Below are 15936 nucleotides of genomic sequence, written 5' to 3' on the forward strand. Positions count from 1 at the left end.
GCCATTTCACGCAGACCACGCAGGCGGCTCGGGCAAGGTGCGCGCATGCCTCTTCCGGACCTGCTCATGCCACCACGCATCTACGCTCGCGCCTGCTTGCTCGCCCTTGCTCTGGGCACCTCCCTGTCCGCACTGGCGCAAGCGCCGCAGCCCGCCGCCGCACCTGCGCCGGCACCTGCAGCAGCTCCCGCTGCGACCGTCGTGCCGACTGGCCCGCGTTCGGACCTGCATGCGCAGGTGCTGCTGGATCGCGCGCATTTCTCGCCCGGACAGATCGACGGCGAGCGCGGCTCCAACCAGAAGCGTGCGGTGTCCGGATTTCAGGCAGCGCACCAGATCAAGGTCACCGGTGAGCTGGATGACGCCACCTGGCAGGCCTTGCAGGCCGACACAACGCCGGCGCTGGTGCAGTACACGCTCACCGATGCCGATGTGGCCGGGCCGTTCCAGCCGATCCCGAAAGGGCCGGCCGAACAGGCCAAGCTGACGTCGCTGGGCTACACCTCGGTGGACGAGGCGCTGGGCGAGCGTTTCCATGCCGCTCCGGAACTGCTGCGCCAGCTCAACCCCGGCGTGGATTTGAGCAAGGCCGGTGGCGTGATCCAGGTGCCGAACATCGACGGCGTCCCGCCACTGGCCAAGCCGGCCAAGCTGGTGGTCGACAAGTCCGAGTCGACGCTGCGCCTGTTCGATGCCGACGGCAAGGTGTATGCGCAGTTCCCGGTGTCCTCCGGCAGCAAGCACGACCCGCTGCCGATCGGCCGCTGGAAGGTGTTGGGCGTGGCGCGCGACCCGGTGTTCAAGTACAACCCCAAGCTGTTCTGGGACGCGAAGAAGGGTGATCAGAAGGCCACCCTGCCCTCCGGCCCGAACAATCCGGTCGGACGCGTGTGGATCGATCTGTCCAAGCCGCATTACGGCCTGCACGGCACGCCGGAACCCGGCCATGTCGGCAAGACCGAATCGCATGGCTGCGTGCGCCTGACCAACTGGGACGTGGTCAATCTGGCCAGCGTGGTTGGCCCGTCCATGCCGGTGGTGATGCAGGAGTAAGCATGAAACTGCTGATGATGCTGGTGGTCGGTGTCTTGCTCGGTGCAGCCGGCTATTGGTGGCTGGAACGCGAGGCGCCACAGGCGGCGCTGGCACCGGCGTCCGCAGCTGCACCCGCGGTGACAGCGCGGTCTGATGCGGCAGAGGCGGCAATGGCAGCGCCTTCTGCCGCTCCAGCGGTTGCCGATCCAGCCGTTGCCGCATCGTCGCCATCCACCGAGATGATGCCCGCCGCAAACACGCCAGCCGCGCCTGCGTCTGCAGCCGCTCCTGAAGCTGCGAGTTCAGGCAGCGGCCTGCTGATTCCGGTGCAAGGCATCGGCAGCGGCCAGCTGCAGGACACCTTTACCGACGCACGCAGCGAAGGCCGCGTGCACGATGCCATCGACATTCTTGCGCCGACCGGCACACCGGTCATTGCAGTTGCAGACGGCACGGTCGAGAAACTGTTCAACAGCGAGCGCGGTGGCCTGACCGTCTACCAGTTCGATCCGAACGGCACGTACTGCTACTACTACGCACACTTGGAACGGTATGCAGATGGCCTGGCAGAAAAGCAGGCAATCAAGCGCGGCCAGGTCATCGGCTACGTCGGCAGTACCGGCAATGCCGATCCTGCCGCACCGCATCTGCACTTCGAGATCCACCGCCTGGGGCCGGAAAAACAATGGTGGAAGGGAGAGGTCTTGAATCCCTACCCCGTATTGCATGGCGACCAGACCCTGCAGTGATGCACCAGGCGGTAATGCAGACACAGGCCTGCACGTGATGCGCAGGCCTGTGCATTCAGATCAACATGCCGCCCGATACCTCGATGCGTTGCGCGTTGATCCACCCGGTTCCCGGCGCGAGTAATGCAGCGACCACCGGCCCGATATCGTCCGGTAGCCCTGGGCGTCCCAGCGCCGTGACCGACGACACCATCGCATTGACCTGTGCGTTATCGCGCACGCTGCCGCCGTTGAAGTCTGTCTCGATCGCACCCGGCGCCAGCGTATTGGCACGAATGCCACGCGCGCCCAGTTCCTTGGCCAGATAGCGGGTGAACACCTCCACCCCGCCTTTCATCATCGCGTAAGCCGAGGCACCGGGCAGTGCGAAACGTGCCAGGCCGCTGGATACGTTGAGGACGCGTCCACCGTCGGCGATCAGCGGCAATAACGCCTGGGTCAGGAAATACGGCCCCTTGAGATGGACGTTGACCAGGGCGTCGAACTGCGCCGGCGTGGTGTCGGCGATGGCCGCGTGCAGCCCGGTACCCGCATTGTTGACCAGCGCATCGAACTGCGTGCGATCCCAACCGGCCAGCACCTGCTTCAACTGCTCGGCGAATGCCGCGAACGACTCCGCGTCGGCAACATCCAGCGGCAGTGCCTGCGCGCGGCGGCCAAGCGTGTGGATTTCGGCGACCACCGCAGCGGCCTCATCTGCCTGGCTGCGATACGTCAGCACGATATCGCTGCCATCCGCAGCGAGCGCAAGCGCGGCATTGCGGCCCAGGCCGCGGCTGCCGCCGGTGATCAGGGTGATCGGTGAGGTGGTCGACATGGATGGACTCCGGTACGTGTTGGGAAGCGATGGGGGCGATCACAGAGTTGGTCGGCGACCGCTGGCGGGGGTGACATTGCCTGGCCATGCCAAGACTATTGCGCTTGCCGCGCCACATAAATCGGTCCAACCTGATTGCACCGTTCAAGAACGTCGACCAATCGATGGATACCCTGGAGTCGCTACGCGCCTTCCTGCGCGTCGCCGAGCTCGGCAGTTTCACCCGCGCCGCCGAAACGCTGGGCCTGCCCAAAGCCAGCGTCTCCACCGCCGTGCAGCGGCTCGAAGCCTCGCTTGGGACGCAGCTTTTGCATCGCACGACCCGCCGCGTGCAACTCACCGGCGATGGCACCGCGTTCTACCAGCGCAGCCGCGATCTGCTCGACGACATGGGCGAGTTGCAGAGCATGTTTCAGCGCGAGCGCAGCCAGCTGCGCGGGCGCCTGCGGGTGGACATGTCCTCCGGCATCGCACGCAATTTCGTGATTCCCGCATTGCCAACGTTCCTGGCGCAACACCCGCAGCTGGAAGTGGAAATCAGCGGCACCGACCGCCGTGTCGATGTGGTGCGCGAAGGCTTCGATTGCGTGTTGCGCGTGGGCACGCTCGAAGACACCAACCTGGTCGCACGACCGCTCGGCGTGTTTCGCATCATCAACTGCGCCAGTGCCGACTACCTCGCACGACGGGGCACGCCGCAGCGCCTGGACGATCTGGTTCACCACGACCTGGTGCATTACGTGCCGACGCTGGGCCAGCGATCATCCGGCTTCGAGTACCGCGATGGACCGGCCTACCAGCTACTGCCGATGCGCGGCCCGGTGACGGTCAACAACGGCGATGCCTATCTTGCTGCGGCATTGGCGGGCCTGGGCATCATCCAGGCGCCGGCCAGCCCGTTGCGCCCACACCTGGACAGCGGCGCCTTGATCGAGCTGCTGTCCGCCATCGCGCCGGAACCGATGCCGGTCACCCTGCTCTACGCGCAGCGTCGCCATCTGCCGCAACGCGTAGGTGCGTTCATGGACTGGGTTGCAGAGGTGATGGCACCGTATCTGGACTCGCTGTAGCCCTGACCGTCGATGCGATTACCGGCGCGTCTTCGCGTGTACGTTTGCGTAGGCAGGAAGTGTCTCTGTAGCGCGCCGACATTGTTGGAAAGCATCAGTTGCTTTCGCGCCACTTCGATACCACCGAAGCAAACCGATACCAGCAGGCAGTGCGGCATGCGCCGCAGATCCACGATCACTCCGCTGGCGCCAGACACAAAAACAGGCACCTTCTGCAAGGTGCCTGCATCGTTGCAACACCAGACCAGGCGCTGACATCGCGCCCGGCCCGGTCTGCGATCAGAACGTGTAGTTGAAGGTCAGCATGCCGTTGCGCGAGGCGCCCCATGCGCCATAGCCACCGTTGAACTGAGAGTAGTAGCGCTTGTCGAGCAAGTTGTCGACATTGAGCTGCACCGAGAACTGCGGCGACAACCGGTAGCGCGCAAACGCGCTGACCAGTGCATAAGCACTCTGCTGAAAGGCGCCGTAGACCGGGTCCACATAGTACGAGCGGTTCTGCCAGTTGACGCCACCACCCACGGTCAGATCGCTCCACGCACCTTGCGGGGTGTAGCTGTTGAACAGCTTGAGGGTGGTGCGCGGCAAATGCGTATTGATCGAGGTGCCGCTGTCATCGCGCGCGGTGTAGTGCGAGGCGCCGAAGGTGGTGTTCCAGCTCTCGGTCACCCGCCCGGACACCTCGAAATCGAAGCCTTCGCTGACCACGCCGTTGGCGGCTTCATACGCCGACTCGCTGCTACCGGGGACGAAGCCGCCGGTGGCCACGCCCAGGTTGTCCTGCTCGATGCGGAACACCGCAAGCGAGGCGTTGAGCCTGTCGTCGAACCACGCTGCCTTGACGCCGGCTTCGTAGCCCTTGCCGGTCAACGGATCCAGGTAGCCGCCAGTGGCATCGCGCAGGGTCTGCGGGTTGAAGATTTCGGTGTAGCTGACGTACGTCGACCACACATCGTTGATGTCGTAGACCAGACCGGCGTACGGGGTGACTTCGGTCTGGCTGTCGGAGAACGGCGCCAGTCCCTGCGTGGCATCGAAGTTGCCGCCATCGATCTGCCAGTCGGTGTAGCGCGCGCCCACCAGCAACTTCAGCGAATCGGCCAGCGAGAAGCGCGCAGCCACGTAGGCCGCCTTCTGCTTGATGGTGCCGGTGCTCTGCACCGTGCGCGGGCTCCAGTTGGGTTCCGGGTAGGCACCGGTCCAGCCGAGGTAGCTGTCCAGCGGCGCCGGGAAATCGAAGGTGCCGTTATTGACGTACTCGCGGCGGTTGTAGCTGGCGCCGGCAACCAGCTGATGCTCGCGGCCGAACAGCTGGAACGGGCCTTCCGCATAGACGTCGGCACCATCGGCCTTGCGCTCGGTCAGGTAGTTGCCCGAATACGGCACCACGCCGCCACCGGTGGCGCGGTCGAAGCCGAAGATCGTATAGAACGGATAGAACAGGTGATTGGCCGCTTCGGTCTTCTCATGGCTCAGATTGGCCTTGAGGGTCCAGCCGTTGTCGAAGCTCTGCTGCAGGCTGGCGAAGGTGCGCTGCAGGCGCGTGTCCCAGAACGTCCAGTCGGCCGCCGGGTTGAACGAACGGTCATAGTTGGTGCGGGTGCCATCGCTGTAGAACAGCGGGAAGCCACCCCAGGTGACATCGTTCGATTCCTTCTTCTGGTACTCGTAGCCCACGCTCAGCAAGGTGCTGTCGGTGAGGTCGGCATCGATGATCGCCGAGCCGATCTTCTTGCGCAGGCCGTAGCGGTCCATGTCCGACTCGCCGTCCTGGTACACGCCGATCACGCGCGCACGCACGGTACCTTCGGGGCTGAGCGGCACGGTGACATCGGCCACGCTGCGGGTTTTGTTGAAATCGCCACCGCCCACCGACACGGTGCCGGTGAAGTCGCGGCTGAGCGCATGCTTGCGCACCAGGTTGATCGAGGCCGACGGATTGCCCGAGCCGGTCAGCAGGCCGGTGGCGCCACGCACCACTTCGACACGGTCGTACAGCGCCACGTCCAGCGCCGAATCGCCGTAGCTCCAGGCCTGCTCCATGTACGCCGGGATGCCGTCGAACTGGTAGTTGTCGATGTAGAAACCGCGCGCGTAGAACTCCAGCCGCTCGCTGTCGCTCTGCGCCACCGAGATGCCGGAGACGTTGTTGAGCACATCGGTGATGCTCTGCAGGTTCTGGTCGTCCATGCGGTCGCGCGTGACCACGCTGACCGACTGCGGGATCTCGCGCAGCGACAGGTTCATGCGCGTACCGGCCGTGGTCTTCTCCACCGTATAGCCCTTGGCCTGCTCGCCCTGCACGATGAGCCGGTCCAGGGTGGTGACCTCGGCATCGCCGGCCGGCGTTTCAGCCAGTGCCTGGCCTGCCGACAACGTGCACAGCGCGGCGAACACCGCATGCGACAGCGCGCGCGGACGCTGCGCAATGGGAAGAAGACGCATTACGGTAGGACGATTCATCACAGCTCCAGCACAGACAGTCGAGGGCACCGGTCGCGGCAAGGCTGCCCGACGGCGAGACAAGGGGGAGGACGTTCCACGCGACCGTGGCAACGCGCCATTTTAATGGGAATGATTTACATTTTAAACAGGTAATTCAGGCCGCCCTGCATCGCGATAGCGGGGAGCGAACGCCACAGCGGCATCTGGCCGCGATCCGGCGGGCAAACGTCTGCGCACCGGCCACCCGGGCGACGCGCGCTGATGAAGTCGCCTGCCTGCCATCAGGCACGTCGGCTTGCCCGGCCTTCCGGACAAGTCCGGCCAGGTGATCCTCACGCAACACGCCAGGCACCTTCCCACCCCCGCAATAACCTCGGTTTCCCCGACCGAGGCGATACGTACATGCAAGGTCGCCACGTGCAGCGCAAACAAAAACGCCGGCTTTCGCCGGCGTTTCATTGGAAGCCACTCGGCGCTTTTACAGCGCCTTTGCCGCCTGCACCACATGCTCGGCGGTGATCTTGAAGTATGCGTACAGCTGGTCGGCCGGTGCCGAGGCACCGAAGGTGTCGATACCGACCACATCACCATCCAGGCCCACGTACTTGCGCCAGAAGCTGGTCACGCCTGCTTCCACCGCCACGCGCTTGCGCACCGCATTGGGCAGCACCGACTCGCGATAGGCCGCATCCTGGCGATCGAACACATCGGTCGACGGCATCGACACCACGCGCGTCTTCAGCCCGGCCGCGTCCAGGGTCTGCTTGGCTTCCACCGCCAGCCCGACTTCCGAACCGGTGGCGATCAGGATCACGTCGGGCGTACCACCTTCGGCATCGGCCAGCACATAACCGCCGCGCTCGATCAGCTTGAGCTGCGCGTCACTGCGCGGCTGGTGCTGCAGGTTCTGGCGACTGAACACCAGGCAGCTCGGGCCGTCCTTGCGGGTGATGGCGGCCTTCCAGCTCACTGCCGATTCCACCGCATCGCCCGGGCGCCACACATCGTTGTTGGGGATGTAGCGCAGCGAGGCCAGGTGTTCCACCGGCTGATGGGTCGGGCCGTCCTCGCCCAGGCCGATCGAGTCGTGCGTGTACACGTGGATGGCATGGGCCGGATTCAACGCGCTCATGCGCACGCCGTTGCGCGCGTAATCGCTGAACACCAGGAAGGTGGCGTCGAACGGAATGAAGCCGCCATGCAGCGCCAGGCCGTTGGCGATGGCGGTCATGCCGAACTCGCGCACGCCGTAATAAACGTAGTTGGCATCCGGATCATCGGTGGCCACCGACTTGCTGGCCTTCCACAAGGTCAGGTTGGAATGCGCCAGGTCGGCCGAACCGCCGATCAGTTCCGGCAACAACGGCGCGAACGCTTCGATCGCCAGCTGCGAGGCCTTGCGCGAGGCGATGGTCTGGCCGTCCTGCTGCGCCTTGGCGATGTAGGCATCGGCCTGGGCGATGAAGTCGGCCGGCAGCTCGCCGTGCGAGCGGCGGGTCAGCTCGGCAGCTTCGGCCGCGTACTGCTTGCCGTACTTGTCGAACAGCTGCTCCCACTCGGCCTGACGCAGGGTGCCGGTGCCACCTGCGCGCCAGCCGGCGTAGATCTCTTCGGGAATCTCGAAGGGGCCGTACGGCCACTCCAGCGCCTTGCGGGCGCCCTCGAGTTCTTCCTTGCCCAGCGGTGCGCCGTGCGAGGATTCCTTGCCGGCCTTGCTCGGTGCGCCGAAGCCGATCTTGGTGCGGCAGCAGATCAGCGTGGGCTTGTCGGTGTTCTCCAGCGCGGTCTCGATGGCGGCCTTGATCTTCTCGGCGTCATGTCCGTCCACATCGCGGATCACGTGCCAGCCATAGGCCTCGAAACGCTCCGGGGTGTTGTCGCTGAACCAGCCGGCGGTGTTGCCGTCGATGGAAATCTGGTTGTTGTCCCAGAACGCGACCAGCTTGCCCAGGCCCCAGGTACCGGCCAATGAAGCGGCTTCATGGGAAATGCCTTCCATCATGCAGCCATCGCCCATGAACACCCAGGTACGGTGGTCGACGATTTCCAGCTCCGGGCGGTTGTAGCGCTGCGCCAGCAACTTCTCGGCCAGCGCGAACCCGACCGCATTGGCAAAACCCTGCCCGAGCGGGCCGGTAGTGGTCTCCACGCCGGGGGTTTCGCTGCGCTCGGGGTGACCGGCGGTCTTGCTATGCAGCTGACGGAACTGCTTGAGCTGCTCGATAGGCAGGTCGTAGCCGGACAGGTGCAGCAGCGCGTACTGCAGCATCGAGCCGTGGCCGTTGGACAGCACGAAACGGTCGCGGTTGAACCACTGCGGGTTGTTCGGGTTGTGCCGGAAGAAATCGTTCCACAGCACTTCGGCGATATCGGCCATGCCCATCGGCATGCCGGGATGGCCGGATTTGGCGGCTTCGACCGCATCGGCGGCGAGAAAACGGATGGCGTTGGCCAGCTGGCGGCGGGTGGGCTGGGTCATGGGCGTCTATGGAAGCGGAGGGGAACACCGCTGGAAGCGGAGACGCTTATTCTCCCACAGAGCGCGTTAGGGGGCTGGGATTGGGGATTGGGGATTGGGGATTGGGGAGTCGGGAATCGGGAATCGGGAATCGGGTGCAGTGCTGCAGGTTGACGCCGCTCTCGCCAAGGCTACCGCTGCGGTACAGCGGACCTCACATCACCCGTACCGATCGCTACAGCCCGCTTTTACCCATTCCCGATTCCCGACTCCCTACTCCTCGCCCTTGGCAACCAAGGTCGTCAGCGCCAGATCGCCGGTCACGTTCAGCGCCGTCCGGCACATGTCCAGGAAATGATTGACGCCCAGGATCATGCCGATGCCGACCGGGTTGACCCCGACCATCGCGCAGATCAGCGCCACTACCGGCAGCGAGCCGGACGGCACGCCGGCGGTGCCGATGCCACCCAGGATGCAGACCAGCATCACCATGAACTGCTGGCCGATGCTCAGGTCCACGTTGAAGAACTGCGCCAGGAAGATCACCGTCACCCCTTCGAACAAGGCGGTGCCGTTCTGGTTGGCGGTGGCGCCCACGGTCAGCACGAAACGCGACACCCGCGGCGGCAGGCCCATCTCGTCGGCCACGCGCAGGGCAGTCGGCAGGGTCGCGTTACTGGAGGCGGTGGAGAACGCCATCATCGTGGCCTCCTGGGTCTGCCTGAAGAAGCCGATCGGCGAACGCCCGGCAAACTTCACTGCCAGCCCGTAACTGACCACCATGTGCAGGCCCAGCGCCAGCACCACCACGCCCACATAAGCGCCCAGGCGGATCAGCAGATCAAAGCCGAACAGCGCGGCCAGATTGAACATGAAACAGGCCACCGCATACGGCGCCAGGCGGATCACCAAGCCGATCAGGGTCATCGAGATTTCGAAGATGCCCTCGATGCCGCGCTTGAGCGTGGCCACCTTCTCGTCGGCGGTCAGCACCATGCCCACGCCGAACATCACCGCAAAGAACATCAGCGACAGGATCGCACCGTTGCTGGACGCTGCCGCGATGACGTTGCTGGGCACGATCGACAACAGCATGTCCATGCCCTGCGGCTGGGTGCCGGAGCTGGAGATGATCTCGCGGGTGCGCTCGGCGTTCTGCTGGATCAACTGGTTGGCCAGCTGCGGGTCCACCCCGGCACCAGGCTTGAGCACATTCACCAGCACCAGCCCCAGCAACACCGCCACGCCGGACAGCACGACGGTGTAGCCCAGGGTGCGCCAGCCCACACGCCCGAGCGCACGGATGTCGCCCATTTCGGAAATGCCCATCACCAATGCCGAGAACAGCAGCGGCACGATCAGCATGAAGATCAGATTGAGGAAGATCTGCGAGAACGGCGTGGTGACGTATTTGGTAACCACGCGCACCCAGTCGGCATCGCTGCCGGCCAGGTAGTAGACGGCCAGACCCAGCAGCAGACCGACGGCGAAGCCAATGCCCATCTTCCAATGCAGGGGCAGGCCCGGGCGGCGTGCGGCGGGGGATGCAGTCATCTGGTCGGGCCTTGATCTGGACACAAGCCCCGGAGCTTAACAAACGCCATCGACGCGGCCACCTACCCGGCCTGCCGCGGTGCGCCTGCCCGAGGGTAGGTGCACCTCCACGTCAGCCGATACGGGCGCTGGAGCGTTCAACACATCTGGCGCGCTCATCGTGGGGCGGGCACAGCCGATATTTGGAACTGCCTGTACCGAGGCGCGATGCCCAAACGCCTTTGGGACGCCGTGGAATCCGGCCATGAGCTCTTGCTTGCAACCATGCACACCGACCATCCCGACGGGTCCTTGCCCGCTCACCGTCGCGGGACCTTACGCGGCATGGATGCCGCGTAAGAGCCTACACGGACGTACTTGCGGCGTGTCCCGCGATGGTGGGCGGGCAAGGGCCCTGCAGCGAAGTCGCAGATCCGTCGCTCTGCAACTGATCTCTCCACACTGTCCAAGCGCATCATGCTCTGCTTGCAACCGACCACACCGACCATCTCGACTGGCCCTTGCCCGCCCACCGTCGCGGGACCTTACGCGGCATGGATGCCGCGTAAGAGCCTACAAGGACGTACTTGCGGCGTGTCCCGCGAGGGTGGGCGGGCAAGGGCCTTGCAGCCAGGTCACAGACCCAACTCCTTGCTTCAAGCAGCACAGGTGAAGAATCAGGATGCAACCGGAATCAACGCGTCAAAGCGGGGCACAGCATGCCGACCATCAAGAACCTGCCCCTTCGCCCGCTGCCGCCGATGCAGCGAAACCGATCAAGGCGCCGGCGGATACAGCGGCGCCAAGACCTCCGGCTCCGCAGCCGTGGCATGCCGCCAACGCGGGCCCTTGGCAAAGGCCTCGCGCAATGCCGAACGTGCACTGGTCACGTCGCCATCGCCACCCCAGCGGGCGCGCTGCATCTGCGCCACCGCCGCCTGCTGCGCCGGGTCGCTCAACGCTGCCAGCACGCTGTCGATATCGGTAACGCCGGCCATGCCGCACAGCACCGCGGCCACGTCGTCCATGCCGCCGGTATCGAGCGCGCGTCGCAGCTCGGCCACACCGTGCGTCACACGCCGGCCGGGCGCAGCTGCATCGCTGGCATTGATCACCGGCGCGCCATGCGAACCGCCGCGACGCCGTAACAAGGCCCACACCAGGGTGGCAATCCACAGCAGCGCAAAGCCGATCGCCGCAGCGATCCAGCCCCAAGGCCGTTGCGTGGCCGCAGCCTGCTGCAGACTCAGCGTGCCAGCCGCAGCGGTTGGCGCAGCGTTATCCGGTGATGGATTGGCTGCAGGCGTTGGCGCTGGCGCGGGCGCCGCAAACGCGCCGCTGCCTGCCGCCACGTCGAGTGTGAGGTCCGGCAACGCCGCGGTCTTGGCTGCCGCCGCACCCACATCCCACCACGCCACCTGCAAGCCGGGCACCACCAGCGGGCCGGCGCGGTTGGGCACGATCGAATAGCGGCGGGTCAGCCGCAGCTGCGGCGAGCCATCCACGAAGCGTTCTTCGTATTGCGGCGGCTCGGCGAACACCTGCGCGTCGGGCACGCTCGGGGTCGGCAATTCGGGGAACTGCGCCTGGGTGGCGCCGCGTGCGCTGGCCTCCACCACGAGCTGGGCCGCTTCACCGGCGGTGGCGCGCTGCGGCGTGGTCGTATATCGCAACTGCAGGCTGCGCAGCGGCAACCACGGCTGCGGCGCGTTGGCCGGTTGTGCGCGTACCTGCAGCGGGATGCTGGCGCTGCGTGCGCTCAGCTCGCCGTTGCCACGACCGAAATAGTCGTCGAAGAAGCCGCCGACCGAGCGACCATTGAAGCGCGCCGACGGCAACACCAGGCGGCCGCTGCGCTCGGGCACCAGCAGATAGCGCCGCTCGACCACGTTGTATTGGCGGTTATTGAGTACCTTGACCGAACTGACGTCGTCGCCGATGCGCTGCAGCGATGCACCATCGGGCGCTTCCAGATCCAGCTCGCCGGACGCCAGCTGCGTGGCGAAATACAGCCGCACCACCACGCCCACACTTTGCTGCACATAGGGCTGCGGATCGTCCACCTGCGTCTGGACGAAGGCATCCTCGTTGCCTTGCGCCGCCGCCGCTGCGCCGGACGCGCTGCTGCCGGCATCGCTTGCCGACGCGCCCACCTGCAGCCGCAACGGTTCGGTGCGCTCGTTACCCACGCGGATCGCCGGCACGATCAGCTCGCCGCTCTTGCGCGGCGTCAACACCACACCGAACAGCGCGCGCACCGTCACCGACCCATTGGTCACCTGCATCTGCTGGTTGGCGCTCTTGGCCCCCAGCGCGAAATCGTTGCGCAACGGCGTGTAATCCGGATCGACACCGCGTTGATCGGTTTCGATATTCAGCATCACCACGTCGCCGGCATTGGCGCTGTCGCGATCCAGCCACGCGCGCGTGACGGCACCCACCGGTGCACAGGTGAGCAGCATCGCGCTGGTCAACATGCCGATCGCCGCGCGGCGCAAATGGTGTGTGCCGATCATCGTCCGTCCCGTTGCCTGCGTTCGTGTTCCAGCCTGAATTTGGTGCGCAGCAGACTGCCCGGGTCGTCCGGCACCCGCCGCAGCCAGGCATCCACCGCCTGGCGTTGCTCGCGTTGTTCCGGCGTTTCGTTCGCCGTTGCCGCGGCGGCCTGCTTGCCGTTTGCGTCGGCGCCCTTGTCGCCAGCCTGCGCCATCGCCTGCTGCATCTTTTGCCGCTGCGCGGCATCGGCCTGCTGCTGCGCCTTGGCATCGGCCGATTTCGGCGCTGCGTCCTGCTTGCTCTGCTCGCCCTGGCCGTTTTTGGACTGCTGGTTCTGCGAGGCTGCATCCTGCGGCGTCTGCGCGGACGGCTGATCCTTGCCGTCCTGTCTACCCTGCGAGTCCTGTTTGCCTTGCCCGTCCTGGCCAGGCTTTGGAGCGTTCTGCTTGTTCTGCCCGGACTGATTCTGGCCGGAGCCGTTCTGACCGGATTGCTTCTGGTCGTCGGACTGGCCCTTGCCGTCCTTGCCCTTGCCGTCCTTGTTATTCTGCTGCTGGCGCTTGCGCGCCGCCTCCACCGCCGCACGATTGGCGATGGCGTCGGGCTGATCCGGATGTTGCTTGAGCGCCCGGTCGTAAGCCGCAATCGCTTGGTCGTACTGGCCCTGCCTGGCCAGCGCATTGCCGAGGTTGTACAAACCCTCATCGGTGGGCACATTTTCGAAGGCTTTTTGTGCCGCGGCGAAATCGCCCTTGCGATACGCCTGTACGCCGGCATCCAGGCGTTGTTGCTGCACCTGATCGGCGCGTTGCCACAAGGTGCCGTCGGCAGCATGCGCGGGTTGGGCCAATGGCAACACGCACACCAGGGCCAGGATCGCCACAACCGTACGCCGCCGGAACGCCAGCAGTGCCAACAGCATCACCGGCAGCAGCAGCCAGTAGCCCTCGTCCAGCCAGGTCTTGCCGCCGGTGGACTCGGCAGCTTCATCGGCCAGCGGCTGTTGCGCCGGGTCGAGCACGCCCAGTGCACGCAGGTCTGCATCGTCGGCGGTGATGCGCGCATAGCGACCACCGCCCTGCCCGGCAAGATCGCGCAGGCTGCCTTCATCCAGTTTTGTCTGCGCAATCTCACCGGTCGTGGTGCGATAGGCCGCGCCGCGCGTGCTCCCCACGCCGAGCGCGGACACGCTGAATCCACGCGAGCGCGCCAACCGTGCGGAACTTCCGGCCGCACGATCGGCGCTGTCGCTGACCAGCAGGATGTCGCCTTGCTTGAAACCCGCCTGCAGCAGCAACTGCGTGGCCGCGTCGATCGCCGCATCGGCGCGCTTGCCGTCCACCGGCATCACCGATGGCGACAACGCATCCAGAAACAACGCCACGTTGGCGGTGTCTTCGGTCAACGGCGCAACGGTGAAACTCTCGCCCGCATAGACCAGCAATGCGACTTCGCCACCGGCCCGCTTGCGTAACAACGTGGCCAACTTGGCCCGCGCCTGTAGCAGACGCGACGGCGGCAGGTCGTTGGCGGTGATGCTGGAGGACAGGTCCAGCGCCACCACCAGGGGCATGCTGGAGTGATACACCGGCCGCTCGGTCTGCCGCCAGCTCGGCCCGGTCATCGCCAGCACCGCCAGCGCATAGGTCAGCGCAGCCAGCACGAATCCCAGCCATCCACGCCGACTGCCGGACACCAGCAAGGTCGGCAACAGATGCGCATCCACGCTTTGCCGCCACACGTCCGCAGCGCGTCGACGCAACTGCCACAGCACTGCCGCCGGCACGATCGCCAGCAGCGCCCACAGCAGACCCGGGCGCAGCAGATGCAGCGACTGCAGCCAGCCTGCCAGTTCGGTCAGCGCGTTCATCGCCATCTCCGCGGCAACACATAGGCCAGCAGCGCAATCACGATGGCAGCGCCCAACGGCCAGTAATAGCGTTCCACGCGCGGCTGCACCGAGGGGCCGAGCGCCTTGACCGGCTCCAGCCGATCCAGCTCGGCATAGATGCCGGCCAGTTCTTCGGTATCGCGGGCACGGAAAAAGCGCCCACCGGTTTGCGCGGCGATCTTGCGCAAGCCGTCTTCGTCGATATCGTCGTTGCCCGTGGCCGGAATCGGCACGCCGAACAACGAATAGCCGCCATTGCCACCGAAGGCGATCGTATGCACGCGCACGCCTTCGGCCTTGGCAAGCTCGGCGGCCTTGAGCGGATTGAGCACGCCGGCGGTGTTGACGCCATCGGTGAGCAACACCACCACGCGCTGGCCCTGCTTCTGCTCGCGCAGCCGTTTGACCGACAACGCGATCGCATCGCCGATCGCCGTCTCGCGCCCGGCCAGTCCCACCACGCTGTCGGCCAACTGGTCGCGTACCGAGGTCAGGTCGGCGGTCAACGGCGTCAACGCGTAGGCGCGCTGACCGAACACCAGCAAGCCGACCCGATCGCCGTCGCGACGATCCAGAAAGTCCGACAACACCGCCTTGGCGGCGGTCAGGCGATCCACCACATTGCCGCCGAGCACCATATCCGGCTCGCTCATGCTGCCGGACAGATCCACCGCCAGCATCATCTGCCGTGCCTCGCGCGGCGGCTGGATCACATCGCCCAATTGTTGCGGGCGCGCAAGCGCCGCGCACAGAAAAAACCAGCCCAACCAGGCAAGCCAGCGCGGCACCCGCAGTACCGGTGTCCTGTTTGCCTGTGCAACTGCATGCAGTTGATCGGCGTAAGGCACGCGCAGCGCCGCCGTATCGGCGCTGCGCTGCGGCCAGAACCACATCAGCAACGGCAGCGGCATCAACCACCATGCCCACGGCCATGCACAGTGCGCCAGCGCATCCTGCCATTGCGACCACTGCAGCCAGTTCATCGCCGGCCTCGCATCAGACTCAGAAAACGCTGCCGCGCCAGCGCCTGCACCGCATCCAGACCGGTCACCGCCGGCGCACGTTGAAAACCGCCGTCCAGCAGCGCGCGCCCCGGTCCCTGCGAAAAGGCCTGCGTCTTGCTCTTGTGCCCGTCCAGAAACTGCAGCCATGCCTCGCCCTGCAGCCGGTCGGCCTGCGCATCGACGCTGCGTGCTGCGCGTCGCAGTAACACCGACAACGCGGCCAGACGCTGTGCGGGGGTCGTTGCGCGCTGCAGCTCGGCATCGAAGGCCGCCAGCCAGCGCCGCTGCTGCTGACGACGGCGACGCCACCACCACCATGCGCTGCCAAGCACGACGACCACTGCGGCGATCACCAGCCACCAGCCCAGCGCCAGCGGCCACCATGGCGGCGACGGCGGCAGATGGACATCGCGTAGCGGCAGCGATTGCGGCGACATC

The 15936-nt window shown here is 65.8% G+C and carries 11 protein-coding genes; 3 read left to right on the forward strand and 8 right to left on the reverse strand.

What is annotated here, in order from left to right; translation table 11 throughout:
- Nucleotides 1–123: 123 nt before the first annotated feature.
- Both AC1KVE_RS14170 and AC1KVE_RS14175 read left to right on the forward strand, forming a co-directional pair.
- On the forward strand, nt 124–1053 hold the full coding sequence (locus AC1KVE_RS14170) for a L,D-transpeptidase family protein (protein ID WP_181097753.1): 930 nt from the start codon (nt 124–126) through the stop codon (nt 1051–1053).
- A 2-nt stretch (nt 1054–1055) separates the two neighbouring features.
- Complete coding sequence (locus AC1KVE_RS14175) at nt 1056–1784, forward strand: M23 family metallopeptidase (protein WP_104568049.1); 729 nt, start codon at nt 1056–1058, stop codon at nt 1782–1784.
- A 55-nt stretch (nt 1785–1839) separates the two neighbouring features.
- On the opposite strand, the gene AC1KVE_RS14180 is transcribed toward AC1KVE_RS14175, so the two are convergent.
- Nucleotides 1840–2601: an SDR family NAD(P)-dependent oxidoreductase gene (locus tag AC1KVE_RS14180; RefSeq protein WP_104576745.1), complete on the reverse strand. Its 762-nt coding sequence runs from the start codon at nt 2599–2601 to the stop codon at nt 1840–1842.
- 98 nt (nt 2602–2699) lie between these two features.
- Between AC1KVE_RS14180 and AC1KVE_RS14185 the strand changes: the two genes are divergently transcribed.
- Complete coding sequence (locus AC1KVE_RS14185; RefSeq protein ID WP_481092420.1) at nt 2700–3671, forward strand: LysR family transcriptional regulator; 972 nt, start codon at nt 2700–2702, stop codon at nt 3669–3671.
- Nucleotides 3672–3950: 279 nt separating this feature from the next.
- Here the strand turns inward: AC1KVE_RS14185 and fhuE are convergent, their stop codons facing one another.
- The 7 genes from fhuE to AC1KVE_RS14220 form a co-directional block, all read right to left on the reverse strand.
- Nucleotides 3951–6134, reverse strand: a complete 2184-nt coding sequence (fhuE, locus tag AC1KVE_RS14190) for a ferric-rhodotorulic acid/ferric-coprogen receptor FhuE (protein ID WP_104576746.1) — start codon at nt 6132–6134, stop codon at nt 3951–3953.
- Between the two features lie 460 nt (nt 6135–6594).
- Complete coding sequence (gene tkt, locus AC1KVE_RS14195) at nt 6595–8595, reverse strand: transketolase (protein ID WP_481092394.1); 2001 nt, start codon at nt 8593–8595, stop codon at nt 6595–6597.
- A gap of 252 nt (nt 8596–8847) precedes the next feature.
- Nucleotides 8848–10128, reverse strand: coding sequence for a dicarboxylate/amino acid:cation symporter (locus AC1KVE_RS14200; RefSeq protein ID WP_102253528.1), 1281 nt, complete (start codon nt 10126–10128; stop codon nt 8848–8850).
- A 755-nt stretch (nt 10129–10883) separates the two neighbouring features.
- Nucleotides 10884–12623 (reverse strand): BatD family protein, encoded by a 1740-nt coding sequence (locus tag AC1KVE_RS14205; RefSeq protein ID WP_481092395.1) that lies wholly within the window; start codon nt 12621–12623, stop codon nt 10884–10886.
- Entirely contained in the window at nt 12620–14473 is a 1854-nt protein-coding gene (locus AC1KVE_RS14210; RefSeq protein WP_481092396.1) for a VWA domain-containing protein, read from the reverse strand. Before AC1KVE_RS14210 ends, AC1KVE_RS14205 begins: the two co-directional genes overlap by 4 nt.
- Nucleotides 14470–15477: a vWA domain-containing protein gene (locus tag AC1KVE_RS14215; RefSeq protein WP_104576749.1), complete on the reverse strand. Its 1008-nt coding sequence runs from the start codon at nt 15475–15477 to the stop codon at nt 14470–14472. The genes AC1KVE_RS14210 and AC1KVE_RS14215 overlap by 4 nt, the downstream gene beginning before the upstream one ends.
- Nucleotides 15474–15935: a DUF4381 domain-containing protein gene (locus tag AC1KVE_RS14220; protein ID WP_481092397.1), complete on the reverse strand. Its 462-nt coding sequence runs from the start codon at nt 15933–15935 to the stop codon at nt 15474–15476. Before AC1KVE_RS14220 ends, AC1KVE_RS14215 begins: the two co-directional genes overlap by 4 nt.
- Between the last annotated feature and the right edge of the window lies 1 nt (nt 15936).

This window comes from Xanthomonas sp. NCPPB 2864 (assembly GCF_056675615.1).

Bases quoted from the DNA above. Each gene is read 5' to 3' on its own strand.
- AC1KVE_RS14175 (WP_104568049.1), top strand. From the start codon at position 1,056: ATGAAACTGCTGATGATGCTGGTGGTCGGTGTCTTGCTCGGTGCAGCC.
- AC1KVE_RS14180 (WP_104576745.1), bottom strand. From the start codon at position 2,601: ATGTCGACCACCTCACCGATCACCCTGATCACCGGCGGCAGCCGCGGC.
- fhuE (WP_104576746.1), bottom strand. From the start codon at position 6,134: ATGAATCGTCCTACCGTAATGCGTCTTCTTCCCATTGCGCAGCGTCCG.
- tkt (WP_481092394.1), bottom strand. From the start codon at position 8,595: ATGACCCAGCCCACCCGCCGCCAGCTGGCCAACGCCATCCGTTTTCTC.
- AC1KVE_RS14200 (WP_102253528.1), bottom strand. From the start codon at position 10,128: ATGACTGCATCCCCCGCCGCACGCCGCCCGGGCCTGCCCCTGCATTGG.
- AC1KVE_RS14205 (WP_481092395.1), bottom strand. From the start codon at position 12,623: ATGATCGGCACACACCATTTGCGCCGCGCGGCGATCGGCATGTTGACC.
- AC1KVE_RS14210 (WP_481092396.1), bottom strand. From the start codon at position 14,473: ATGAACGCGCTGACCGAACTGGCAGGCTGGCTGCAGTCGCTGCATCTG.
- AC1KVE_RS14215 (WP_104576749.1), bottom strand. From the start codon at position 15,477: ATGAACTGGCTGCAGTGGTCGCAATGGCAGGATGCGCTGGCGCACTGT.
- AC1KVE_RS14220 (WP_481092397.1), bottom strand. From the start codon at position 15,935: ATGTCGCCGCAATCGCTGCCGCTACGCGATGTCCATCTGCCGCCGTCG.